Genomic DNA, 24306 nt, shown 5'->3' on the forward strand with positions numbered 1-24306 from the left:
GCAATATCCTTCGCTACACTCGGTGCATCTTCCGAGAACAACAAGGCTGTTCGCTATGCAAAATCGCATGATGATCACTGGTGCAGGCTCTGGCCTGGGTCGCGAAATCGCGTTGCGCTGGGCGCGTGAAGGCTGGCAACTGGCGTTGTCGGACGTCAGCGAGCCCGGTTTGCAGGAAACCCTGAAGCTGGTCCGCGAAGCCGGTGGCGACGGATTCATCCAGCGCTGCGACGTGCGCGACTACAGCCAGTTGACGGCGTTCGCCCAGGCCTGCGAAGTCAAACTCGGCGGCATCGATGTCATCGTCAATAACGCGGGTGTGGCGTCTGGCGGGTTCTTCAGTGAGTTGTCCCTGGAGGACTGGGACTGGCAGATCGCGATCAACCTGATGGGCGTGGTCAAGGGCTGCAAGGCTTTCCTGCCGCTGCTGGAAAAAAGCAAAGGCAGGATCATCAACATCGCGTCCATGGCCGCGTTGATGCAAGGCCCGGCGATGAGCAACTACAACGTGGCCAAGGCGGGCGTGGTGGCGTTGTCCGAAAGCCTGTTGATCGAACTGGCGCATCAGGAAGTCGGCGTGCATGTGGTGTGTCCATCGTTCTTCCAGACCAACCTGCTGGACTCCTTTCGCGGTCCGACCCCGGCCATGAAAGCCCAGGTCGGCAAGTTGCTGGAAAGCTCGCCGATCAGCGCCGCTGACATCGCCGACTACATCTACCGGCAGGTCGCCGCCGGCGAGTTCATGATCCTGCCCCACGAGCAGGGCCGCATGGCCTGGGCGCTCAAGCAGAAGAACCCGCAACTGCTCTACAACGAAATGACCGTCATGGCCGACAAAATGCGCGCCAAGGCCAGGCAATCCGCAAGCTGATCTTGCTCGCAGGCATCGCTGTGGTTAGGGTGGCCGCCATCGGCCATCCTCGCGAGACGCTTGCATGCTCAATTACCTGTGGTTTTTTTTCGCCGCGCTGTTCGAAATTGCCGGTTGCTTCGCCTTCTGGATGTGGCTGCGCCAGGGTAAAAGCATGTGGTGGGTGGTGCCGGCGCTCCTCAGCCTGACCCTGTTCGCCCTGCTGCTGACCCGTATCGAAGCCACCTACGCCGGCCGCGCCTACGCCGCTTACGGCGGCATCTACATCATTGCGTCAATCGGCTGGTTGGCCGTGGTCGAGCGGATTCGTCCGCTGGGTTCGGACTGGCTTGGCGTGGCGTTGTGTGTGATCGGCGCGAGCATCATCCTGTTCGGGCCGCGATTCTCCGCGTCCTGACAGATCGGTCCTACAATCAGCCGGATTGTCAGACCTTTCCGTAAGCTTGGTGCGTCATGGCTGTCAGTCCGGTCTGGTTTGCTGTCGGAGCATTGTAGGCATACCGCGGGCCGGGCATCTTCAAGGGCCAGTAACCCCTGAAGGACACTCCTCATGCTCGTACTCACTCGCATTGTGGGCGAAACCATTTCCATCGGTGACAACATTTCCTTGCGTGTTCTCGCGATCAACGGAAGCAGCATTCGCTTTGGTGTCGAAGCGCCGCAGGACGTCAAAGTGCACCGTTCGGAAATCTACGAACGCATCCAGAACAAACTGGCGAAAACCAAGGTGCGCTGAAGGCCTCAGTCAAACAGGTGCTTGGGCACGTCGTGCTTGAGCATCAGTTGGCATTGCTCGCTTTCCGGATCGAAGACAATCAGCGCCTGGCCCTTGGTCAGCGCTTGGCGCACGCGCAGTACGCGGGTTTCCAGTGGCGTGTCGTCACCATTGTCCGTGCCGTCGCGGGTCACGAAATCCTCGATCAGGCGGGTGAGGGTGTCGACTTGAAGTTGGTCGTAGGGAATCAGCATAGGCACCTCGGTTGGATCAATGTCGGGATGCTACGGCGATTGGGCTGTTGCGGCTAGCCTTGGGCTAATGTGTTGTCTGGTCCGGCGTCTTCGCGGGCAAGCCCGCTCCTACAGGTGACCCGGTTCTTCCATAAGAATGCGGGCGAATGTGAGAGCGAGCCTGCTCGCGAAGGCGGTTTACCTGGTGAAGAAGAACCCGGATCAGTTCTCAGACCGCTGCCCCACCAGGCTGTCCACCGAAGGCACCCGCGTATCGCTTTCCATCTGGGTGTCATGTTCAAGCTGATGGCTGAATCGGTCCAGTGAGCTCTTGGCCGGTTGCGCATCGCTGGCAAACACGGGCGGGCTGAGGATGTATGCACCGAGCAGGCGGCTCAGGGCGGCGAGGCTGTCGATGTGGGTGCGTTCGTAACCGTGGGTGGCGTCGCAGCCGAAGGCGAGCAGGGCGGTGCGAATGTCGTGGCCGGCGGTCACCGCCGAATGGGCGTCACTGAAGTAGTAGCGGAACAGGTCCCGGCGGGCGGGCAATTCGTTGTCGCTGGCCAGGCGCAGGAGGTGGCGCGACAGGTGATAGTCATACGGCCCGCCGGAATCCTGCATCGCGATGCTCACCGCATGCTCGCTGGAGTGTTGGCCTGGCGCGACCGGTGCGATGTCGATGCCGACGAATTCACTGACGTCCCAGGGTAACGCCGCCGCGGCGCCGCTGCCGGTTTCCTCAGTGATGGTGAACAGCGGATGGCAGTCGATCATCAACTCTTCGCCACTGTCGACAATGGCTTTGAGCGCCGCCAGCAGCGCGGCCACCCCGGCCTTGTCGTCGAGGTGGCGGGCGCTGATGTGGCCGGTTTCGGTGAACTCCGGCAGCGGGTCGAAGGCGACGAAATCGCCGACGCTGATGCCCAGCGACTCGCAGTCGGCACGGGTGGCGCAGTAGGCATCCAGGCGCAACTCGATGTGATCCCAACTGATCGGCATCTCATCCACGGCAGTATTGAACGCGTGCCCGGACGCCATCAGCGGCAAGACACTGCCGCGAATCACGCCGTTGTCGGTAAACAGGCTGACCCGGCTGCCTTCGGCAAAGCGGCTGGACCAGCAGCCGAGCGGCGCGAGGGCCAGGCGGCCGTTGTCCTTCACCGCCCGCACCGCCGCGCCGATGGTGTCCAGGTGGGCGGATACGGCTCGGTCGGGGCTGTTCTTCTTGCCCTTGAGCGTGGCGCGAATGGTGCCGCGACGGGTCAGCTCGAAGGGAATGCCCATTTCTTCAAGGCGCTCGGCGACGTAGCGCACGATGGTGTCGGTGAACCCGGTGGGGCTGGGAATGGCGAGCATTTCCAGCAGGACTTTCTGCAGGTAACCGAGGTCCGGTTCGGGGATTTTGCTGGTCATGGAAACTCCTGATGTATTGAGGCCATCGACGGTTTCGATGAGGGGGTTTTTGTTGCCTGGGCTGGCCCCTTCGCGAGCAAGCTCGCTCCTACAGCGAAGGGGTCAGCCCGGGCAACACATCACTAAGAGATCACCGGCTGGCTGTACGGAAACAACAGATCCACAAACCGCTCCGCCGTGGGTTGCGGTTCGTGATTGGCCAGGCCGGCCCGTTCGTTGGCTTCGATAAATACATACTCCGGCTGGTCAGCGGCGGACACCATCAGGTCGAGGCCGACCATGGGAATGTCCAGCGCCCGCGCGGCCCGCACGGCGGCGCCCACCAGCGTTGGATGCAGGATCGCCGTTACATCCTCAAGAACACCGCCTGTATGAAGATTCGCCGTGCGTCGTACGAACAGGTGCTCACCGGCCGGCAGAATGCTGTTGTAGTCGTAACCGGCGGCACGCAAGGTACGCAGGGTTTCCCGGTCCTGCGGGATCTTGCTTTCGCCACCTGTGGCCGCTTGTCGCCGCCGGCTCTGGGCTTCGATCAATGCACCGATGGAGTGCTGGCCGTCGCCGACCACTTCGGCCGGCCGGCGAATGGCGGCGGCGACCACTTCAAAACCGATCACCACAATGCGCAGGTCCAGGCCTTCGTGGAAACTTTCCAGCAGCACGCGGCTGTCGAAGTGGCGAGCGGCTTCTATGGCTTGCTGCACTTCCTCAAGGGTGCGCAAATCCACCGCAACCCCTTGCCCCTGTTCACCATCCAGTGGCTTGACCACCACGCGCTGGTGTTCATCGAGGAATGCCAGATTGTCATCGGCGTTACCCGCCAATTGCTGCGCCGGCAGGTTCAACCCGGCTGCCTTGAGCACTTTGTGGGTCAGGCTTTTGTCCTGGCACAGGGTCATGCTGACGGCGCTGGTCAGGTCGCTCAGGGATTCACGGCAGCGTACCCGGCGCCCGCCATGGCTGAGGGTGAACATCCCGGCGTCGGCGTCATCGACGTGCACATCAATGCCACGACGATGTGCTTCCTCGACGATGATCCGCGCGTACGGGTTGAACGCGGCTTCCGGACCGGGCCCGAGAAACAGCGGCTGATTGATGCCGTTCTTGCGCTTGATGGCGAAGGTCGTCAGGTTGCGAAAACCGAGCTTGGCGTAAAGGTTTTTCGCCTGTCGGTTAGTGTGCAGCACGGACAGGTCGAGGTAGGCGAGCCCGCGACTCATGAAGTGCTCGATCAGATGCCGCACCAGCACCTCTCCGACACCCGGTCGCGCACAGTGCGGGTCGACCGCCAGGCACCACAGGCTGCTGCCGTGTTCGGGATCGTTGAAGGCCTTGTGGTGGTTGAGGCCCATGACGCTACCGATGACTGCGCCGCTGTCCTCGTCTTCGGCCAGCCAGTACATCGGGCCGCCCAGGTGACGCGCAGTGAGCAGGGTGGCGTCGATCGGCAGCATGCCGCGCGCCTGATACAGCTGATTGATCGCCTGCCAGTCGGCATCGCTTTGCGCGCGGCGAATGCGGAAACCGCGAAACACCCGGGTCGCCTGACGGTAATCGCTGAACCACAGGCGCAAGGTATCGGACGGGTCGAGGAACAGCTGCGTCGGCACCAGCCCCAGCACTTGTTGGGGCGCGGCGACGTACAGGGCAATATCCCGTTCGCCGGGCCGCTCGTTGAGCAACTCTCCGGCGAGGCTCGCGGCATCGGCGAAGGTGTGCCCGATCAGCAAGCGGCCCCAGCCGCAATGCACGGCAATCGGTGCCGCGCCGAGCGCACTGCCGTCTTCGGCCAGGCGTGCCTGCAGGCGTTCGTAGGAGGGCGACTGGCCGCGCAACAGGCGTTGGCTGATCGCTGTGGCATGAGGTTTCATCGGTCAGATTCCTTGTTCGCTGAGCCACAGGTTGAGGGCCGCCAGTTGCCATAGCTTCGAGCCGCGCAACGGCGTCAGTTGTCCCTGTGGGTCAGTCAGCAGAAGGTCGAGCATCGCGGGATTGAACAGGCCGCGATCCTGGCTGGGATCGAGCAGCAACTCGCGCACCCACTCCAGCGTATCGCCCTGCAAATGCTTGAGGCCCGGCACCGGGAAGTAACCTTTCTTGCGGTCGATCACTTCACTGGGAATCACTTGTCGCGCGGCTTCTTTCAAGACTTGCTTGCCGCCGTCCGGCAGTTTGAAACGCCCCGGAATTCGTGCCGACAGCTCCACCAGGCGATAGTCGAGAAACGGCGTGCGGGCTTCCAGGCCCCAGGCCATGGTCATGTTGTCGACGCGTTTGACCGGGTCGTCCACCAGCATCACCGTGCTGTCCAGGCGCAAGGCCTTGTCCACCGCCGCATCGGCACCGGGTTGGGCGAAATGGGTTTTGACGAAGTCACCGGCGGCGTCATTCGCGGTCAGCCATTTCGGTTGCACGGTGGCGGCGTAGTCGTCGTAGCTGCGGTCGAAAAACGCTTCGCGGTACGCAGCATACGGATCACTCGCGCCGTCCACTTGCGGATACCAGTGGTAACCGGCGAACAGTTCGTCGGCGCCCTGGCCGCTCTGTACCACCTTGCAATGTTTGGCCACTTCCCGGGACAACAGGTAGAAAGCGATGCAGTCGTGGCTGACCATCGGCTCACTCATGGCGCGGAAGGCGGCGGGCAGTTGTTCGATGATTTCTTTTTCGTCGATGCGCAGTTGATGGTGCTGTGTGCCGTAGTGTTGGGCGATCAGGTCGGAATACTGGAACTCGTCGCCGCGTTCGCCGCCGGCATCCTGGAAGCCGATGGAGAAGGTCGACAGATTGTCCACGCCGACTTCCCGCAACAGGCCCACCAGCAGGCTTGAATCGACACCACCGGACAGCAGCACGCCGACATCGACCGCCGCGCGCTGACGAATCGCTACCGCTTCGCGGGTGCTGTCGAGCACACGGTCACGCCAGTCTTCGAGGGTCAGGTTCTGCTCATCGGCGTGAGGGCCGTAGGGCAGGGTCCACCAGGTTTTCTGCTCGGTGCGGCCGTCGGCTTCGATGCGCATCCAGGTGGCCGGCGGCAATTTTTCAATGCCCGCCAGCAAGGTGCGCGGTGCCGGGACCACGGCGTGGAAATTCAGATAGTGATTGAGCGCCACCGGATCGAGGAGCGGGTTGATGTCGCCGCCCTTGAGCAATGCCGGCAGCGCCGAGGCGAAGCGCAGGCGCTGGCCGGTGCGCGACAGGTACAGCGGTTTCACGCCGAGTCGGTCGCGAGCGATGAACAGGCGTTGGGCATCGCGCTCCCAAACGGCAAAGGCAAACATGCCGTTGAGTTTCGGCAGCAAGGCTTCACCCCAGGCGTGATAGCCCTTGAGCAGCACTTCGGTGTCGCCACCGGAGTAGAAGGCGTAACCCAGGCTTTCCAGTTCCGCGCGCAATTCCGGAAAGTTGTAGATCGCCCCGTTGAAGGCCAGGGACAAGCCCAGTTGCGGGTCGATCATCGGCTGCGCCGAGCCGTCCGACAGGTCCATGATTTTCAGGCGCCGATGGCCCAGGGCAACCGGCCCCTGGCTATGAAAACCCCAAGCGTCGGGGCCGCGATGGGCCAGGTGATGGGTGATTCGTTCAACGGCTGCAAGGTCTGCAGGTTGATGATCAAAACGTAACTCGCCAGCTAATCCGCACATAAATTCCTTACCGGTTTTTCCGTTGGGGAGGGTCAATCGATACCGCGCCAAAACGGCGGGTACTCAGAAAGTGACCCTCCTCGGTAAGGGGAGTTTTAGACCGATGAGTTATATGTGTGACAGACCACGGCCGAATCGCCCCGTAAGTGCGACTTCGACTACCGCATCGACTACTTGCCCCGGATCAGGCGTCGCAAGGCAAACCGGTTGGGATGGCAGGCTTCGGCCACGCTTCTGGGCAACGGCAGGGGTTCGTTGTCCAGCCAGGCCGCCAGCAGTTCCCCGGACAGCGGCGCGGTGATCAGGCCGCGCGAGCCGTGGCCGCTGTTGATGTACAAACCGTCAAGCCATGGGCATTCGACGTTCGGCACTTGTCGGGCATCCTTGCCCAGCGCTGCATACGCCTGAGCGAACGCCTGGGTGTCGGCCAAAGGTCCGACGATTGGCAAGTAGTCAGGGCTGGTGCAGCGAAAAGCGGCGCGCCCCTGGAGGCTTTCAGGCGCAAGTTTGTCGGCCTGTAGACGCTCGACCAGATCGTGGGAAATCTCTTCGAGCATGGTCAGGTTGCCCAGGTGTTCGGCCGTGGTCGGCGTCAGGTCATCGCTCTTGAAATCGAAACTGGCCCCCAGCGTGTGTTCGCCCAAACGTGCAGGGGCGACATAGCCTTCGGCACACACCACGGTGCTCAGGGCCTGGCTTTGCGGGGTTTGCGCCAGGCGGGTGATTTGCCCGCGAATGCGTTTGAGCGGTAACTCGGCACTCTCGGGGAATCGCCGGATTTCAGCCGCGCCGGCGAGCACCACCACGGGGGCGCTGGCGAGCAGGCGTTCGCCGTTCCAGGCTTGCCACTGATCGTCAACCTTGCGTAGTTCCAGCGCATCGCGATGGGTGAGCAATTGAATTCGCGGGTGTGCGGCCTGCCACTGGCACAGCGCCGGTGGGTGAACCCAGCCGCCTTCGGGATAGAACAGGCCCCCCTGTGCCAACCCGATACCGGCCACGGCCTGTGCCTCGGGTTGATCCAGCAGGTGCAGCAAGTCCGCTGGAAACGCCGCGGCCAATTGCACTTGGCGTTCGGCTTCCTTGGCATCGAAGGCCAGTTGCAACACGCCGCAATCGTCCCAGTCGCGACCCCGTTGCAAATGTTCGAGCAGCCGTCGGGTGTAGCCGAATCCGCTGACGATCATTTGCGACAGCGCCGTGCCATGGGCCGATAACTTCAGGTACAGCACGCCCTGTGGGTTGCCCGAGGCTTCCTGGGCGATATCGTCGTGGCGCTCCAGCAATGTCACTTGCCAGCCCCGCGCGGCGAGGCTGGCGGCGCTGGCGCAACCGGCCAGCCCGGCCCCGATCACCAGTGCCTGGCGTTCGCCGGTCAGTGGAGCCGGGCGGGCAAACCAGGGTTTATCGGGCGCTGGGGCGGGCACGTCCTGGGGCCAGCCGAGGAACTCGCCGCGCAGGATTTCCCATTTGTGGCCGATGCCTGGGGTGCGTTTCATCTTGAAACCGGCGGCGTTGAGCAAGCGCCGCACCCAACCGGTGCTGGTGAAGGTGCTGATGGATGCACCGGGAGCGGCCAGGCGCGCCAGTTCGGCAAACAGTTCGGCGGTCCACATGTCGGGGTTCTTCGCCGGAGCGAAACCGTCGAGGAACCAGGCGTCGATTCGGGCATCGAGTTGAGGCAGTTGCTCCAGTGCATCGCCGATCAGCAGCGTCAGGGTCACGCGACCGTTATCCAGCGTCAGGCGCTGAAAACCCTGATGGATCGCCACGTACTGCGTCAGCAATTGATCGGCAAACACCTTGAGTTCCGGCCACAGCGCCAGGGCTCGTTGCAAGTCGGCCGGGCTCAACGGGTACTTTTCGACGCTGACAAAATGCAGCCGCGCTCCGGCCGCCGCGTGTTGTTCGAACACCTGCCAGGCACACAGAAAATTCAGCCCGGTGCCGAACCCCGTTTCACCGATGACCAGGCGTCCGCCCTCCGGCAAGGCAGCGAAGCGTTCCGCCAAGCGGTTCTGCTCGATAAACACATAGCGGGTTTCGTCCAGCCCCGACTGGTCGGAGAAATACACGTCGTCGAATACTCGCGAATACGGACGACCTTGGTCATCCCAGTCGAGCTGGGCGTGGGGCAATTCAGGTTTCATGGCAGGCTCGGCAACGGCAAGGCCGTCATTCTATCCGATCGATGGCGTGGTGCTTGATCCGTGGCAAGGCATGCACTGACCATGTCATCGAAAATCGATGACATGGTGAGGCTTTTTGTGGCGAGGGAGCTTGCTCCCGCTGGACAGCGAAGCTGTCCCAACGTTTGCAAATCTGCGTTGGGAACAGATCTGCCAGTTTGCGGCTGCTTCGCAGCCGAGCGGGAGCAAGCTCCCTCGCCACAGGTTTCGTATCTGCTCCATGAATGGATTTCTTTCCCGCAGAATAGGTCCGTCCGCTAGTCTTGCTCACATCCGGAAGGGAGCCGCTCATGTTTGAATCCGCTGAAATCGGTCACGCCATCGACAAAGACACCTATGACGCCGAAGTCCCGGCCCTGCGCGAAGCGTTGCTCGAAGCGCAATTCGAATTGCAGCAGCAACGCCGCTTTCCGGTGATCATTTTGATCAATGGCATCGAAGGTGCGGGCAAGGGCGAGACGATCAAGGTGCTCAACGAATGGATGGATCCGCGTCTGATCGAGGTTCGCACCTTCGATCAGCAAACTGACGAAGAGCTGGCGCGGCCACCGGCCTGGCGGTACTGGCGGATGCTGCCGGCCAAGGGGCGCATGGGGATTTTCTTCGGCAACTGGTACAGCCAGATGCTGCAGGGGCGGGTCCATGGCGAGTTCAAGGATCCGCGCCTCGACCAGGCGATCAACGGCGCCGAGCGCCTGGAAAAGATGCTCTGCGATGAAGGTGCGCTGATCTTCAAGTTCTGGTTTCACCTCTCCAAGAAGCAAATGAAGGCACGCCTCAAGGCGCTGGCCGACGACCCGCTGCACAGCTGGCGCATCAGCCCGCTGGACTGGCAGCAGTCGCAAACCTACGACAGGTTCGTGAAATATGGTGAGCGGGTGCTGCGGCGCACCAGCCGTGACTATGCGCCGTGGCATGTGATTGCCGGGGCGGATGCGCATTATCGCAGTCTGGCCGTGGGGCGGATTCTGCTTGCTGGCCTGCACGGCGCATTGCAGCGGCCGACGATCCACCCGGAAAAGGTCAGCGCCGCGCCAGTGTTCCCCAGCGTCGATCAAGTGAACCTGCTCGACAGCCTGGACCTGACCCTGAACCTGGACAAGGATGATTACGAAGAACAGCTGATCACCGAACAGGCGCGGTTTTCCGGGTTGATGCGCGACAAGCGCATGCGCCGCCATGCACTGGTGGCGGTGTTCGAGGGCAACGACGCGGCGGGCAAGGGCGGGGCGATCCGTCGGGTGGCGGCAGCGCTTGATCCGCGCCAGTACAGCATCGTGCCGATTGCCGCGCCCACCGAAGAAGAACGAGCACAGCCCTATCTGTGGCGCTTCTGGCGGCACCTGCCGGCCCGGGGCAAGTTCACTGTGTTCGACCGCTCCTGGTATGGCCGGGTGTTGGTGGAGCGCATTGAAGGTTTTTGCAGCCCGGCGGACTGGCTGCGGGCCTATGGTGAAATCAACGATTTCGAAGAGCAGCTCACCGACGCCGGGGTGATCGTGGTCAAGTTCTGGCTGTCCATCGACAAACAGACGCAACTGGAGCGCTTCGAGGAGCGCGAAAAGATTCCCTTCAAACGCTTCAAGATCACTGACGATGACTGGCGCAACCGTGAAAAGTGGGATGATTATCGCGCGGCGGTTGGCGACATGGTCGACCGTACCAGCACCGAGATTGCGCCATGGACCCTGGTGGAAGCCAACGACAAGCGCTGGGCACGGGTCAAAGTCTTGCGCACCATCAATCGCGCACTGGAGGAGGCTTTCGAAAAATCCGACCGGCGTGAGAACAAGAAGCGTAAGGACAAGGATTGAAGCGATGGTTACGCATACGCGAGGTGAATGATTGTCGCGGTCGGTGAAGAGCTGGACTTATGCTCGGTCCACTCTCAACCGATAACAACAACGAGGTATGTCATGCGTGAAGTGGTGATCGTCGACAGCGTGCGGACCGGCCTGGCCAAATCCTTTCGCGGTAAATTCAACATGACCCGCCCGGACGACATGGCGGCACACTGTGTCGATGCACTGTTGGCGCGTTCCGGTATCGATCCGGCGAGCGTCGAGGACTGCATCGTTGGCGCCGGTTCCAACGAAGGCGCCCAGGGTTTCAATATCGGTCGCAATGTCGCGGTGCTGTCGCGCCTGGGCATCGGCACGGCCGGCATGACCCTCAACCGCTTCTGTTCCTCGGGCTTGCAGGCGATCGCCATTGCCGCCAACCAGATCGCTTCGGGTTGCAGCGACATCATCGTCGCTGGCGGTGTCGAGTCCATCAGCCTGACCATGAAGAGCGTCAACACCGACAACCTGATCAACCCGCTGCTCAAGGAGCAGGTGCCGGGCATCTACTTCCCGATGGGCCAGACCGCTGAAATTGTCGCGCGTCGGTACAGCGTCAGCCGTGAAGAGCAGGACCTGTATGCGCTGCAAAGCCAGCAGCGTACCGCAGAGGCGCAAGCCGCCGGGCTGTTCTCTGATGAAATCGTGCCGATGGCGGTGAAGTATCGCGTCGAAGACAAAAGCACCGGTCAGGTGCAGATCGTCGACGGTGTCGTTGATCGTGATGACTGCAACCGCCCGGACACCACCCTGGAAAGTCTGTCCGGGTTGAAACCGGTGTTCGCCGAAGATGGCTCGGTCACGGCCGGCAACTCGTCGCAACTGTCTGACGGCGCGTCAATGACCCTGGTAATGAGCCTGGAAAAAGCGCTGGAACTGAGGCTCAAGCCGAAAGCGTTCTTCCGCGGTTTTACCGTGGCCGGTTGCGCACCGGACGAGATGGGCATCGGCCCGGTGTTTTCGGTACCGAAACTGCTTAAGGCCAAAGGTTTGCGGATTGACGACATCGACCTGTGGGAACTCAACGAAGCCTTCGCCTCGCAGTGCCTGTACAGCCGCAACCGACTGGAAATCGACAATGCCCGGTACAACGTCAATGGTGGCTCGATTTCCATCGGTCACCCGTTCGGCATGACCGGTTCGCGTCAGGTCGGGCATCTGGTTCGTGAATTGCAGCGACGCAGTCTGCGTTACGGCATCGTCACCATGTGCGTGGGGGGCGGGATGGGGGCTACGGGGTTGTTTGAGGCGGTGCGTTAAGCCTCGATATTTTTCGTTGTCAGTTAGATAGCCATCGCGAGCAGGCTCGCTCCCACAGTGTTCAGCTGCGATCACAAATGTTGTGTACGCCACAAAACCTGTGGGAGCGAGCCTGCTCGCGATGGGCGCGCCGCGGTCAAAAACATCCCCCAAACATTACGACCCGCACAGTTTCATTCGCGGCCAGACCCAAACTGTGCCTGTGTACGCCACCGCTGCGGGCCTAGAATGGCGACTCCTGTCAGTTGGCGTTGGGGTTCACATGCACATTTCATCGGGTCGCTGGGGTTACGGTCTGTTCCTGGCCTTGTTGACCGCGTTGTTGTGGGGAATCCTGCCGATCAAGCTCAAGCAAGTGCTGCTGGTGATGGACCCGGTGACGGTGACCTGGTTTCGCCTGTTGGTGTCTGGCGGCTGCCTGTTCATTTATCTGGCGGCCACCAGGCGTCTGCCCAGCCGCGAAGTGCTCGGTCCTCGCGGTGGCTGGCTGGTACTGATGGCGGTGCTCGGCCTGGTCGGTAACTATGTGCTGTATCTGATGGGCCTGAACCTGCTCAGCCCCGGCACGGCGCAACTGGTGGTGCAGATGGGGCCGATCATGCTGCTGATCGCCAGTCTGTTTGTGTTCAAGGAGCGTTTCAGCCTGGGGCAGGGGATTGGCCTGCTGGTGCTGCTGATCGGTTTTGCGCTGTTTTTCAACCAGCGCTTGAGTGAATTGCTCACGTCGCTGACCGACTACACCGCCGGCGTGCTGTTGGTGCTGTTGGCGTCCACGGTCTGGACCTTCTATGCCCTGGGGCAGAAGCAATTGCTGACGGTGTGGAATTCGTTGCAGGTGATGATGGTGATCTACCTGTTTTGCGCGCTGCTGTTGACGCCGTGGGTGCATCCGCTCGAAGCGTTGCAATTGAACCCGTTGCAGGGTTGGTTGCTGCTGGCGTGCTGCCTCAACACCCTGATTGCCTATGGCGCGTTTGCCGAGGCCCTGGCCCATTGGGAAGCCTCCCGGGTCAGCGCGACGCTGGCCATCACGCCGCTGGTGACCTTTGTGGCGGTTGCCATGGCTGCGTGGCTGTGGCCCGACTACGTGCATGCCGAGACGATCAATGGTCTGGGATATGGCGGCGCGGTGCTGGTGGTGCTGGGGTCGGCGCTGGTGGCGTTGGGGCCTTCGTTGATTGCCGGGTTGAAGGCCAGAAAAGCCAAAATGGTCGTTGGCTGAAAATCTTCATCGCGCCCTTCGCGAGCAGGCTCGCTCCCACAGAGATCCAGTGTGGGAGCGAGCCTGCTCGCGAAGACGGACTTTCAATCACCGCAAAACTCAGCCCTTGGCCCCAGCCTCCAGCATGTTCTCCGGCCTCACCCACGCATCGAACTCTTCGTCAGTCAGATACCCGAGCTGCAACGCCGCCTCGCGCAAGGTCAGCCCTTCGCTGTAGGCCTTCTTGGCGATCTGCGCCGATTTGTCATAGCCAATGTGCGGGTTGAGCGCCGTCACCAGCATCAGGCCTCGCTCCAGGTGTTCAGCCATCTTTTGCGCATCAGGCTCCAGACCGGCCACGCAGTGCTGCTGGAAGTTGCTGCAGCCATCACCCAGCAAACGGATCGATTGCAGCAGGTTATGGATGATCACCGGTTTGAACACGTTCAGCTGCAAGTGGCCCTGACTGGCGGCAAAGCCGATGGCGACGTCGTTGCCCAACACCTGGCAGGCCAGCATCGACAAGGCTTCGCACTGGGTCGGGTTGACCTTGCCCGGCATGATCGAACTACCCGGTTCATTGGCCGGCAGCCTGACTTCGGCGAAGCCGGCGCGCGGACCGGAACCCAGCAGGCGCAGATCGTTGGCGATCTTCATCAGGGTCACGGCGAGGGTTTTCAGCGCGCCCGACAGCGTGGTCAGCGGCTCATGGCCGGCCAGTGCGGCGAACTTGTTCGGTGCGGTGATAAACGGCAAGCCGGAGAGGGCGGCCAATTCTGCGGCGATGGCCTCACCGAAGCCGTGGGGTGAATTGAGCCCGGTGCCGACGGCCGTTCCGCCCTGGGCCAGCTCGCAGACCGCGGGCAGTGCGCTGCGGATCGCCCGCTCGGCGTAATCGAGTTGCGCGATGAACGCCGAGATTTCCTGACCGAAGCTGATCGGAGTCGCATCCATCATGTGGGTGCGGCCGGTCTTGACCAGTTTCATATGGCGGGCGGACAGCTCGGCCAGCCCGCCGGACAGTTCGCTGATCGCCGGCAGCAAGTGCTGTTGCACCGCCTGGACGGCGGCGATGTGCATGGCAGTGGGGAAGCAGTCGTTGGAACTCTGGGAGCGATTGACGTGATCGTTGGGGTGCACCGGGGACTTGCCGCCGCGCGGGTTGCCCGCCAGCTCGTTGGCGCGACCGGCGATGACTTCGTTGACGTTCATGTTGCTCTGGGTGCCACTGCCGGTTTGCCATACCACCAGCGGAAACTGGTCGTCGTGGTCGCCGCCGAGCACTTCGTCGGCTGCCTGCTCGATCAGGCGGGCGATGTCGGCGGGCACGTCGCCGTTGCGATCGTTGACCCGTGCCGCGGCTTTCTTGATCAGCGCCAGGGCATGCAACACCGCCAGCGGCATGCGTTCGTTGCCAATGGCGAAGTTGATCAGCGAGCGTTGCGTCTGAGCGCCCCAGTAGGCTTCATCCGGGACTTCAACCTCGCCGAGGCTGTCGGTTTCGATACGGCTCATCTTGCTCACTCCTGTAGGTCCGATTGCGCAGTTTAGGCCGTGATCGACGGCCGTGGTTCCATTAGTCTGAATTTGACCATTCAACCCCTCTAAATCAGGTGCGACAAGGCTTGGGGTTGAGCGACAGACTTTTTTAGGCGCAGAATGGACGCCCTTGGGGTCTTACCTCGCCAGCTAGATAAGGAAACTCGATGACTCGTCTTCGTGCCATCTGTACCGCCGTTGCTTTGGTCTGCGCCAGCGGCCAGGTTCTTGCCGACACCGCCAGCCATAACGCCAGTGCCGAGGCTTTCCTGACCATGGCGCACGCTGACAAACTGGGCACCCCGGTGTACATGCAAGTACAGCAGATGTTTGCCCAGCGTTTCGAACAGACCAAAGCCCCTGAGTCGAAAAAAGCCGTGCTGGAAACTTACCAGGCCAAGGCCAACGCCGCTCTGGACCAGGCCATTGGCTGGAACAAGCTCAAGCCGGACATGATCAAGCTCTACACCACCAACTTCACCGAGTCCGAGCTCAAGGACCTGGTTGCGTTCTACCAGTCGCCACTGGGCAAGAAAGTCCTGGAAAAAATGCCCCAGCTGACCCAGCAATCGGCCCAGATGACCCAGGCCAAGCTGGAAAGCGCGGTGCCGGTGGTCAACAAGCTGTTGGCTGACATGACCGCCGAACTGACGCCGAAAGACGCGGCTGCGCCAGCCAAGAAAAAGCCTTAAGCGGAGTTCGGTATGACCATGCAACAACGCATCGAATCGACACTGGCCCTGCTTCAGCCCGAGCATCTGCAAGTGCTGGATGAGAGCCATATGCACAGCCGTGGGCTTTCGACCCATTTCAAGGCTGTGGTGGTCAGCGCGCAGTTCGAAGGCCTGAACCGGGTCAAGCGCCACCAGAAGGTCTACGGCACGCTCGGCGAGCTGATGGGCGAGTTCCATGCGTTGGCGCTGCATACCTACACGCCAGACGAATGGGCACAGATCGACGCGGCCCCGGCCTCGCCGACCTGTGCCGGCGGCAGCAAGCACTAACGCTGCCCTGTAGGAGCTGGCTTGCCAGCGAAAGCGATCTCGAGGACGCCTTCGCTGCGATGCGGCGACCCGACAAGCCAGCTCCTACAAATATTTGTTAGACTACGCAACGCGCCGCTCCCTCGGCGCGTTTTTTTTCGCATCCGGTTCACCCCTTACGAGGGTAGCCACCTGGAGATTTACCCATGACACAACAGATTGTCGTGGCGGCACTGTATAAGTTCGTCACCCTGGAAGATTACGTCGCCCTGCGCGAGCCCCTGCTGCAGGCGATGGTCGACAACGGCATCAAAGGCACGCTGCTGATCGCCGAAGAAGGCATCAACGGCACCGTGTCCGGCAGCCGCGAAGGCATCGACGGGCTGATGGCCTGGCTCAAGAACGACCCGCGAATGGACGACATCGATCACAAAGAGTCGTACTGCGACGATCAGCCGTTCTATCGCACCAAAGTCAAACTCAAGAAAGAAATCGTCACCCTCGGCGTGGATGGCGTGGACCCGAACAAAAAGGTCGGCACCTACGTCGATCCGCAGGACTGGAACGCGCTGATCAGCGATCCCGAAGTGCTGTTGATCGACACCCGTAACGATTACGAAGTCTCGATCGGTACCTTCGAAGGCGCCATCGACCCGAAAACCACCAGTTTTCGCGAATTTCCCGATTACATCAAAGCCAACTTCGACCCGGCCGTGCACAAGAAGGTCGCGATGTTCTGCACCGGCGGCATCCGCTGCGAGAAGGCCTCGAGCTACATGCTCAGCGAGGGCTACGGTGAGGTCTTTCACCTCAAGGGCGGCATCCTGAAGTACCTCGAAGAGGTGCCGCAGGAAGAAACCAAGTGGCAGGGCGACTGCTTCGTGTTCGACAACCGCGTGACCGTTCGTCACGACCTCAGCGAAGGCGACTACGATCAATGTCATGCCTGCCGCACGCCGGTCAGCGTGGAAGACCGCGCGTCCGAGCATTACGTGGCCGGCATCAGCTGCCCGCATTGCTGGGATAAGCTGAGTGAGAAGACCCGTCGCAGTGCGATCGACCGGCAGAAGCAGATCGAGCTGGCCAAGGCTCGAAACCAGCCTCACCCGATCGGCTACAACTACAAGCAAGCATCTTCCGAGGCCTGAACCATGTCTGCGCGCCTGCTCTATGTGATGGACCCGATGTGTTCCTGGTGCTGGGGGTTTGCCCCGGTGGCCAACGCACTGGTCGAGCAGGCGCAAGCCGCAGGCGTGGACGTGCACCTGATTGTGGGCGGTCTGCGCACTGGCAGTGGTGCCGCGCTGGAGCCGAGTACCCGGCGCTATATCCTTGAGCACTGGCAGGCGGTCACCGAGGCCACCGGCCAGCCCTTCAAGCTTGAAGGCGCATTACCCGATGGCTTTGTCTACGATACCGAGCCTGCCTGCCGGGCACTGGTGACGGCGCGCACACTGGCGCCGGATTGTGCCTGGAAACTGCTCGGGCTGATTCAGCACGCATTTTATGCCGAAGGACGCGACGTCACCCGCGCCAGCGTTCTGGTGGAACTGGCCGAACAGGCCGGTCTGCCGCGCATCGAATTCGCCGCCGCGTTTGACCGCGCCGATATGCACACCGCGACGGCAGCTGATTTCACCTGGGTCCAGGACCTGGGCATTGCCGGTTTCCCCACCCTGCTGGCTGAGCGTAACGGCCAACTGGCGCTGTTGACCAACGGCTATCAGCCATTGAGCGAGTTGTCTGCGCTGCTCGGCCGCTGGCTGGAGCGTGCTGCCTGTGCATGACCTGCCCGATGATGTTGCACCCGCTAAACGTGTCGACCGTCTGAGCTGGGCGGAAATCCGTCGCCTGGCCCTGCATCACAAGAAATCCCTGTGGATCGCCAACGGCGTGGCCGTGCTGGCGACCTTGTGCAGCGTGCCGATTCCCTTGCTCCTGCCATTGCTGGTGGACGAGGTGTTGCTGGGGCACGGTGATGCGGCGCTGAAGATCATGAACCTCGCGCTGCCTGAAGGCTGGCAGAAAGCCACGGGCTACATCGGCCTGATGCTGCTGGTGACTCTGACCCTGCGCTGCGCGGCGTTGATGTTCAACGTAGTGCAGGCGAAATTGTTCGCCGGACTGGCCAAGGACATCGTCTATCGCATTCGCATACGCCTGATCGAACGGCTCAAGCGTATCTCGCTGGGTGAATACGAAAGCCTGGGCAGCGGCTCGGTGACCACGCATCTGGTCACCGACCTGGACACCCTGGACAAGTTCGTCGGTGAAACCCTCAGCCGTTTCCTCGTGGCCATGCTGACCCTGGTGGGCACCGCCTCCATCCTGATGTGGATGCACTGGAAACTCGCGCTGCTGATCCTGCTGTTCAACCCCCTGGTGATCTACGCCACGGTGCAGTTGGGCAAGCGGGTCAAACACCTGAAGAAACTCGAGAACGACAGCACTTCGCGCTTCACCCAGGCGCTGACCGAAACGCTGGATGCGATCCAGGAAGTTCGCGCCGGTAACCGCCAGGGGTTTTTCCTTGGTCGCTTGGGGCAGCGCGCCCGGGACGTGCGCGACTATGCGGTGAACTCGCAATGGAAAACCGATGCGTCGAACCGCGCCAGCGGCTTGCTGTTCCAGTTCGGCATCGATATTTTCCGTGCCGCGGCGATGCTTACCGTACTGTTTTCCGACCTTTCAATCGGCCAGATGCTCGCGGTGTTCAGCTACCTGTGGTTCATGATCGGTCCGGTGGAACAACTGCTGAACCTGCAATATGCCTACTACGCAGCCGATGGTGCGCTGTCGCGGATCAACGAACTGCTGTCCCGTGACGATGAGCCCGAGTACTCGGGTGGAGTCGACCCGTTCAGTGGTCGCGAGACGGTCGGGCTGGAAGTACAGGGGTTGAGTTTCGGCTACGGTGATGAACTGGTGTTGAACCGGATGAACCTGTCCATCGCCCCCGGCGAAAAGGTCGCGATCGTCGGTGCCAGTGGCGGTGGCAAGAGCACGCTGGTGCAACTGCTGCTGGGCTTGTATACGCCGTTGGCCGGCACCATTCGCTTCGGTGGTTCAACCCAGCAAGAGATCGGCCTGGAAACCGTGCGGGAAAATGTTGCCGTGGTCCTGCAACATCCGGCGCTGTTCAACGACACCATCCGCGCCAACCTGACCATGGGCCGCGAACGCAGTGACGAGGCCTGCTGGCAGGCACTGGAAATCGCCCAGTTGCACGCTACGGTCCGGGATTTGCCCAATGGCCTGGACAGCATCGTCGGTCGCTCCGGCGTGCGTTTGTCCGGCGGGCAGCGCCAACGCCTGGCCATCGCCCGGATGGTCCTGGCCGAGCCCAAGGTGGTGATCCTCGACGAAGCCACCTCCGCGCTCGATGCCGCCACCGAATACAACCTGCACCAGGCACTGGCGCGGTTCCTGAGCAACCGCACCACGTTGATCATTGCGCACCGGTTGTCGGCCGTGAAGCAGGCCGACCGGGTGCTGGTGTTCGATGGTGGGCAGGTTGCCGAGGATGGCGACCATCAGCAGTTGATTGCCGATGGTGGGTTATACGCCAAGCTGTATGGGCATTTGCAGCAGTTGTAGCGAGCCGCCGATTCACTACGATAAAAAAACATGATCGCGACCGAATACAGCGGCCGCGATGTTCCCCCCAGGCAAAGCTTGTCGCTTGCCGGGACCGGGATCGCAACCTAGTCTAGCTGTAGCGATTTCGTCCGGAAGACGAGCAAGCAGTGCTAATACAAGGGACCTCATGAATCAAAAGCGGACTCTCGGAACGCCACGGCTGTTGGGCATCGTCTGGCCATTTATCGCCGTTGTGGTGTTTCAGGCCCTCTTGGGCGGTGTCAGCCTTTATGTACTGTCGGCTGTTCGCGGTTATGTCGCCGGTGAGAGCCTGTGGTCCAAGGGCCAGAAAGACGCCATCTACTACCTCAATCTCTACGCCGACAACGGCGACGAAGCGATTTTTCATAAATACCAGAACGCCATTTCCGTGCCTCAGGGTGGGCATGAATTGCGTGTGGCGCTGGATCATCGGCCGCCGAACATCGAGGCGGCACGTGTGGCGATCCTCAAGGGCGGCAACCATCCGGATGACATCACCAGTGTGATCTGGCTGTACCTGAATTTCCGGCACTTCAGTTACCACGAGAAAGCCATCGACCTTTGGATGGTGGGCGACGCGTATCTGGTGCAACTCGATGCCATTGCGCGGGAGATGCATCAGCGCATCACCACCAGACAGGCCACCGATGCCGATATCAAACGCTGGAAGGATCAGATTTTCGTCATCAACGAAAGTGTGACACCGGCGGCGAAGGCCTTCAGCGATGCCTTGGGCGAAGGCTCGCGGATGATCCTGCGACTGTTGCTGGTGATCAACCTTGCCACCGCCCTGGGCTTGATTGTATTGGCCTTGATGCGTACCCATAAACTGCTCAAACAGCGCCATGCCTTCGCCGATGCGCTGCAACTGGAGAAAGAGCGGGCGCAGATCACTCTGCAATCGATTGGCGACGGCGTGATCACCACGGATGTTTCCGGTGCGATTGCCTACATGAATCCGGCGGCCGAGGCATTGACCCACTGGAAGGCCGAGCAGGCGACAGGGTTGCCGCTGGCGGCGCTGTTCAACCTGCTGGATGAAAATGCACAGACCGACGGTTTCACCCTGATCGAGCATATTCTGAGCGGCCAACTCAGTGGCGGCAGTGAGCACTCCAAGTTGATTCAACGCCTGGACGGCAGCACGGTGTCGGTCACGCTGGTGGGGGCGCCGATCCGCAATGCCGGCAAAGTCAGCGGAACGGTGCTGGTGCTGCATGACATGACCCAGGAGCGGCAATACATCGCCAATCTGTCGTGGCAGGCGACCCACGACGCCTTGACCGGGCTTGCCAACCGCCGCGAATTCGAATATCGCCTGGAACAGGCGCTGCACAACCTGACCCGCCATTCGGGTCGCCATGCCCTGATGTTCCTCGATCTGGATCAGTTCAAGCTGGTCAACGATACCTGCGGTCACGCGGCGGGCGACGAACTGTTGCGGCATATCTGTGCCTTGTTGCAATCCGGGTTGCGCGAAGGCGATACCCTGGCGCGCCTTGGCGGCGACGAGTTCGGTATCCTGCTGGAAAACTGCGCACTGGAAGCGGCGGAGAAAATTGCCGAGAGCCTGCGTCAGACGGTGCAGAATCTGCATTTTGTCTGGAAGGGCCGGCCTTTCGTGACCACTGTCAGTATCGGGCTGGTCCATGTTGCGCAGAATCCGACGACGCTCGAAGCCTCGCTGCGTGCTGCCGACATGGCGTGCTACATGGCCAAGGAAAAGGGCCGGAACCGGGTCCAGGTCTATCATCCGGATGACTCGGAATTGTCCCTGCGCTTCGGTGAAATGGCCTGGGTGCAGCGTTTGCACATGGCGCTGGAGGAGGACCGCTTCTGCCTGTACGCCCAGGAAATTGCCCCCTTGGGTCATGTCGAACGGGGCGGCGGGCACATTGAGATTCTGCTGCGATTGCATGACGAAGCCGGGCGGATGATCTTGCCCGACAGCTTCATTCCGGCAGCTGAACGCTATGGCCTGATGAGTTCGCTGGATCGTTGGGTTGTGCAGAATGTGTTCAAGATCATTGCCCAATGCCGGGCCGAGCCACACCGTGGGCCGCTGGCCATGTGTGCGATCAATCTGTCAGGCACGACGATCGGGGATGAGGCGTTCCTGGACTTCCTGCGCGAACAGTTTGTGACGTATTCGATTCCGCCTGAAATGATTTGTTTTGAAATTACTGAAACCAGTGCTATTTCAAATCTTGGCAGCGCCATTCGATTCATTAATGAACTCAAAGGCTTAGGATGCTATTTTTCACTGGATGATTTTTGTGCCGGAATGTCCTCATTCGCGTACCTGAAACATTTGCCTGTAGACTTCCTGAAGATCGATGGGAGTTTCGTAAAGGATATGCTGGACGACCCGATCAACCGCGCCATGGTCGAAGTGATCAATCACATCGGTCATGTCATGGGTAAGCGCACGATTGCCGAGTTTGTCGAAACGCCCCAGATCGAGCAGGCATTGCTGGAGATTGGGGTGGATTACGCTCAAGGGTATGTGATTGAACGCCCGCATTTGTTTACCTTTGATAGCCTGCTAAGTCGTCCCGCCAGGCCTCAGCCGCTGTTGTTCAAGGCCCCTGGCACGTTCCGTTGAAACTCCTGCCGGTCTTACAATCACAATCAAAAGGAGCTCGACAGTGATCGACACATTCAACCGAACCGGACCGCTCATGGAAGCTGCAAGTTACCCTGCCTGGGCTCAACGCCTGATCCAGGATTGCAGCGAGAGCAAGCGCCGGGTTGTCGAACACGAACTGTACCAACGCATGCGAGACAACAAACTCAGTGCAAAGACCATGCGCCAATACCTGATCGGTGGCTGGCCGGTGGTCGAACAGTTCGCGTTGTATATGGCACAAAACCTCACCAAGACACGCTTTGCCCGTCATCCCGGCGAAGACATGGCCCGTCGCTGGCTGATGCGTAATATCCGCGTCGAATTGAACCACGCCGATTACTGGGTGCACTGGAGCCGCGCGCACGGTGTCAGCCTGGAAGACCTTCAGGCGCAGCAGGTTGCACCGGAGCTTCATGCCTTGAGTCATTGGTGCTGGCATACCAGTTCAGCCGACTCGCTGATCGTTGCGATTGCCGCCACCAACTACGCCATCGAAGGGGCGACCGGGGAATGGTCGGCGGTAGTCTGTTCCAACGGCATCTACGCCACCTCGTTCCCCGAGGAGGATCGCAAGCGGGCGATGAAGTGGCTGAAGATGCATGCCCAGTACGACGATGCCCATCCTTGGGAAGCCCTGGAAATCATCTGCACATTGGCAGGCACCAACCCGAGCAAGTCCCTGCAGGTGGAGTTGCGCCAGGCTGTGTGCAAGAGCTACGACTACATGTACCTGTTTCTCGAACGTTGCATGCAGTTGGAGCACGCAGAAAGAGCGCCGGTCGCGCGTGAGCGGATGGCACTGGCTGAAGGCTGATTCAATCGCTGCTTGAAAAAACTGTGGGAGCGAGCCTGCTCGCGAATTCGGACTGTCAGTCAACATCATCGTTGAAGGTCAGATCCCATTCGCGAGCAGGCTCGCTCCCACATTGTCTTGTGTCGCGGCTAATGACTCAGCCCGCCATCTTCAGTCGGTTACGACCTTCGCGCTTGGCTACATACAATGCGCTGTCTGCCCGTCGCAACAGGCTTTCGGCAGACTCGCCGGGTAACAGTGTCGAACAGCCGAGGCTGACTGTCAGTACGATCATATGACTATCGGCCAGGTACTCTTGCGACTGCACTGCAAAACGCAGCCGCTCGCCGACCATGGCCGCCGCCTCACGGCTGGTGTTCGACAGCAGGATCAGGAACTCTTCACCGCCATAGCGAAACACCATGTCCACGTTGCGCAGCTGGTTTTTGATCGAGGCAGCGACCGCCTTGAGCACGTCATCGCCTGTGCTGTGGCCGTGGGTGTCATTGACCTGCTTGAAATGATCGATGTCCAGCATCAACACCGATAACGGTTGCAGATGGCGCCTGGATAGCTCGATTTCCCTTTGCAACGTCTGGTCCATGGCGATTCGGTTGCCGGTGCCCGTCAGCGGGTCGCGCAGTGCGCATTGGGTGGCGGTACGGTAAAGCAGCGCGTTGCGCATCGGGAAAAGCAGCGCGGCCAGCAGTGATTCGAGATTGCCCTGTTCCTGTTCGCTGAAACGCTGATTGCGGCGGAAAATCAGCTCACCCAGGTGTTCGCCTTCGTGGCTGAGGCTGTAACTGATGGAATGGTGGCCGCGTTGGCCGAACTCCAGACGCAAGTCACTGCTCTTGTGCAGGTAGCACAAAGCGTCCAGCGGCACCAATCGCTGAATCTCGCGATAGAACGTCCCAAGAATGCGTTGCGGTTCCAGACTGGTTTGCAGCTGCAGGCTCAGTTGCTGGCGCAATTGCGCAAGACTGACAGGCCTTGTCAGAGGAGGCGGCTGCTGACCAAAGCCCAGGCGCTGCAATTTGGCGCTATCGAAGTCAATTGCGTTGGTCTGGGAAGGTGGTTTCATAAGGTGTGCGCCCCTAAGCGGTAAGGCTGTCTTACAAGCAGGGTGAGAGCGGCTTAGGCTGCGCGTCGTACTGGTCCGTCAGTCCCGTAGGACATTTCGTACAAGTTTAATCTGCTTTGTAGGAGATAAGTAATCGCCGCACTCAAGCTTCGTCCCGACTGCTTTCACGTTTCGTGTCTGAGCAAACTTGGAGCGAAAGTCGTGCCATTTGGTTCATCTGAGTAAAAGCTGTGCTAAATCAACGGATTGTTGTTTTTTTGTTGCCTGTGTAGCACCGCGTGTGACGT

The 24306-nt window shown here is 60.8% G+C and carries 20 protein-coding genes; 13 read left to right on the plus strand and 7 right to left on the minus strand.

Features of this window, described 5'->3' with window-relative positions:
* Positions 1-55 precede the first annotated feature (55 nt).
* The 3 genes from C8K63_RS03435 (at position 56) to csrA (ending at position 1607) form a co-directional block, all read left to right on the plus strand.
* The gene (locus C8K63_RS03435) at positions 56-871 is read left to right on the plus strand and encodes an SDR family oxidoreductase (RefSeq protein WP_108215389.1); all 816 of its coding nucleotides are present in this window, start codon (positions 56-58) and stop codon (positions 869-871) included.
* A gap of 64 nt (positions 872-935) precedes the next feature.
* Complete coding sequence (locus C8K63_RS03440) at positions 936-1268, plus strand: YnfA family protein (RefSeq protein WP_108215390.1); 333 nt, start codon at positions 936-938, stop codon at positions 1266-1268.
* 153 nt (positions 1269-1421) lie between these two features.
* Positions 1422-1607 (plus strand): carbon storage regulator CsrA, encoded by a 186-nt coding sequence (csrA, locus tag C8K63_RS03445; protein WP_108215391.1) that lies wholly within the window; start codon positions 1422-1424, stop codon positions 1605-1607.
* Positions 1608-1612: 5 nt separating this feature from the next.
* Here the strand turns inward: csrA and C8K63_RS03450 are convergent, their stop codons facing one another.
* The 5 genes from C8K63_RS03450 to mnmC all read right to left on the minus strand — a co-directional run bounded on the left by C8K63_RS03450 (position 1613) and on the right by mnmC (position 9029).
* Positions 1613-1840 (minus strand): YheU family protein, encoded by a 228-nt coding sequence (locus C8K63_RS03450; RefSeq protein WP_008017754.1) that lies wholly within the window; start codon positions 1838-1840, stop codon positions 1613-1615.
* Between the two features lie 201 nt (positions 1841-2041).
* Positions 2042-3232: an osmoprotectant NAGGN system M42 family peptidase gene (locus C8K63_RS03455; protein WP_108215392.1), complete on the minus strand. Its 1191-nt coding sequence runs from the start codon at positions 3230-3232 to the stop codon at positions 2042-2044.
* 122 nt (positions 3233-3354) lie between these two features.
* Positions 3355-5103, minus strand: a complete 1749-nt coding sequence (gene ngg / locus C8K63_RS03460) for an N-acetylglutaminylglutamine synthetase (protein ID WP_108215393.1) — start codon at positions 5101-5103, stop codon at positions 3355-3357.
* 3 nt (positions 5104-5106) lie between these two features.
* A complete protein-coding gene (locus C8K63_RS03465) occupies positions 5107-6879 on the minus strand; it encodes an N-acetylglutaminylglutamine amidotransferase (protein WP_108215394.1) in 1773 nt (590 codons plus the stop codon).
* Between the two features lie 170 nt (positions 6880-7049).
* Positions 7050-9029, minus strand: coding sequence for a bifunctional tRNA (5-methylaminomethyl-2-thiouridine)(34)-methyltransferase MnmD/FAD-dependent 5-carboxymethylaminomethyl-2-thiouridine(34) oxidoreductase MnmC (gene mnmC / locus C8K63_RS03470; protein ID WP_108215395.1), 1980 nt, complete (start codon positions 9027-9029; stop codon positions 7050-7052).
* 329 nt (positions 9030-9358) lie between these two features.
* Between mnmC and pap the strand changes: the two genes are divergently transcribed.
* The 3 genes from pap to C8K63_RS03485 all read left to right on the plus strand — a co-directional run bounded on the left by pap (position 9359) and on the right by C8K63_RS03485 (position 13391).
* A complete protein-coding gene (pap, locus tag C8K63_RS03475) occupies positions 9359-10882 on the plus strand; it encodes a polyphosphate:AMP phosphotransferase (RefSeq protein ID WP_108215396.1) in 1524 nt (507 codons plus the stop codon).
* Positions 10883-10984: 102 nt separating this feature from the next.
* Positions 10985-12169: a thiolase family protein gene (locus C8K63_RS03480; RefSeq protein WP_108215397.1), complete on the plus strand. Its 1185-nt coding sequence runs from the start codon at positions 10985-10987 to the stop codon at positions 12167-12169.
* A 262-nt stretch (positions 12170-12431) separates the two neighbouring features.
* The gene (locus C8K63_RS03485; RefSeq protein WP_108215398.1) at positions 12432-13391 is read left to right on the plus strand and encodes a DMT family transporter; all 960 of its coding nucleotides are present in this window, start codon (positions 12432-12434) and stop codon (positions 13389-13391) included.
* 99 nt (positions 13392-13490) lie between these two features.
* On the opposite strand, the gene C8K63_RS03490 is transcribed toward C8K63_RS03485, so the two are convergent.
* Positions 13491-14885 (minus strand): class II fumarate hydratase, encoded by a 1395-nt coding sequence (locus C8K63_RS03490; RefSeq protein ID WP_108215399.1) that lies wholly within the window; start codon positions 14883-14885, stop codon positions 13491-13493.
* A 191-nt stretch (positions 14886-15076) separates the two neighbouring features.
* On the opposite strand from C8K63_RS03490, the gene C8K63_RS03495 reads away from it, so the two are divergent.
* The 7 genes from C8K63_RS03495 to C8K63_RS03525 all read left to right on the plus strand — a co-directional run bounded on the left by C8K63_RS03495 (position 15077) and on the right by C8K63_RS03525 (position 22956).
* Positions 15077-15601 (plus strand): DUF2059 domain-containing protein, encoded by a 525-nt coding sequence (locus tag C8K63_RS03495; RefSeq protein WP_108215400.1) that lies wholly within the window; start codon positions 15077-15079, stop codon positions 15599-15601.
* A gap of 12 nt (positions 15602-15613) precedes the next feature.
* Positions 15614-15913, plus strand: coding sequence for a BolA family transcriptional regulator (locus C8K63_RS03500; RefSeq protein WP_108215401.1), 300 nt, complete (start codon positions 15614-15616; stop codon positions 15911-15913).
* A gap of 185 nt (positions 15914-16098) precedes the next feature.
* Positions 16099-17040 (plus strand): rhodanese-related sulfurtransferase, encoded by a 942-nt coding sequence (locus C8K63_RS03505; protein ID WP_108215402.1) that lies wholly within the window; start codon positions 16099-16101, stop codon positions 17038-17040.
* 36 nt (positions 17041-17076) lie between these two features.
* Positions 17077-17679, plus strand: coding sequence for a DsbA family protein (locus tag C8K63_RS03510; protein ID WP_177413213.1), 603 nt, complete (start codon positions 17077-17079; stop codon positions 17677-17679).
* On the plus strand, positions 17672-19489 hold the full coding sequence (locus tag C8K63_RS03515) for an ABC transporter ATP-binding protein (RefSeq protein ID WP_108215404.1): 1818 nt from the start codon (positions 17672-17674) through the stop codon (positions 19487-19489). Before C8K63_RS03510 ends, C8K63_RS03515 begins: the two co-directional genes overlap by 8 nt.
* Before the next feature lie 169 nt (positions 19490-19658).
* A complete protein-coding gene (locus C8K63_RS03520) occupies positions 19659-22118 on the plus strand; it encodes an EAL domain-containing protein (RefSeq protein WP_108215405.1) in 2460 nt (819 codons plus the stop codon).
* Positions 22119-22194: 76 nt separating this feature from the next.
* Positions 22195-22956 carry an iron-containing redox enzyme family protein gene (locus tag C8K63_RS03525; RefSeq protein WP_263292617.1) on the plus strand — a complete coding sequence of 254 codons (762 nt, stop codon included), beginning with the start codon at positions 22195-22197 and terminating at the stop codon, positions 22954-22956.
* Positions 22957-23092: 136 nt separating this feature from the next.
* Here the strand turns inward: C8K63_RS03525 and C8K63_RS03530 are convergent, their stop codons facing one another.
* Positions 23093-24019: a GGDEF domain-containing protein gene (locus C8K63_RS03530; RefSeq protein ID WP_108215407.1), complete on the minus strand. Its 927-nt coding sequence runs from the start codon at positions 24017-24019 to the stop codon at positions 23093-23095.
* Positions 24020-24306 lie beyond the last annotated feature (287 nt).

Source organism: Pseudomonas sp. GV085 (assembly GCF_003050925.1).
Lineage (GTDB): Bacteria > Pseudomonadota > Gammaproteobacteria > Pseudomonadales > Pseudomonadaceae > Aquipseudomonas.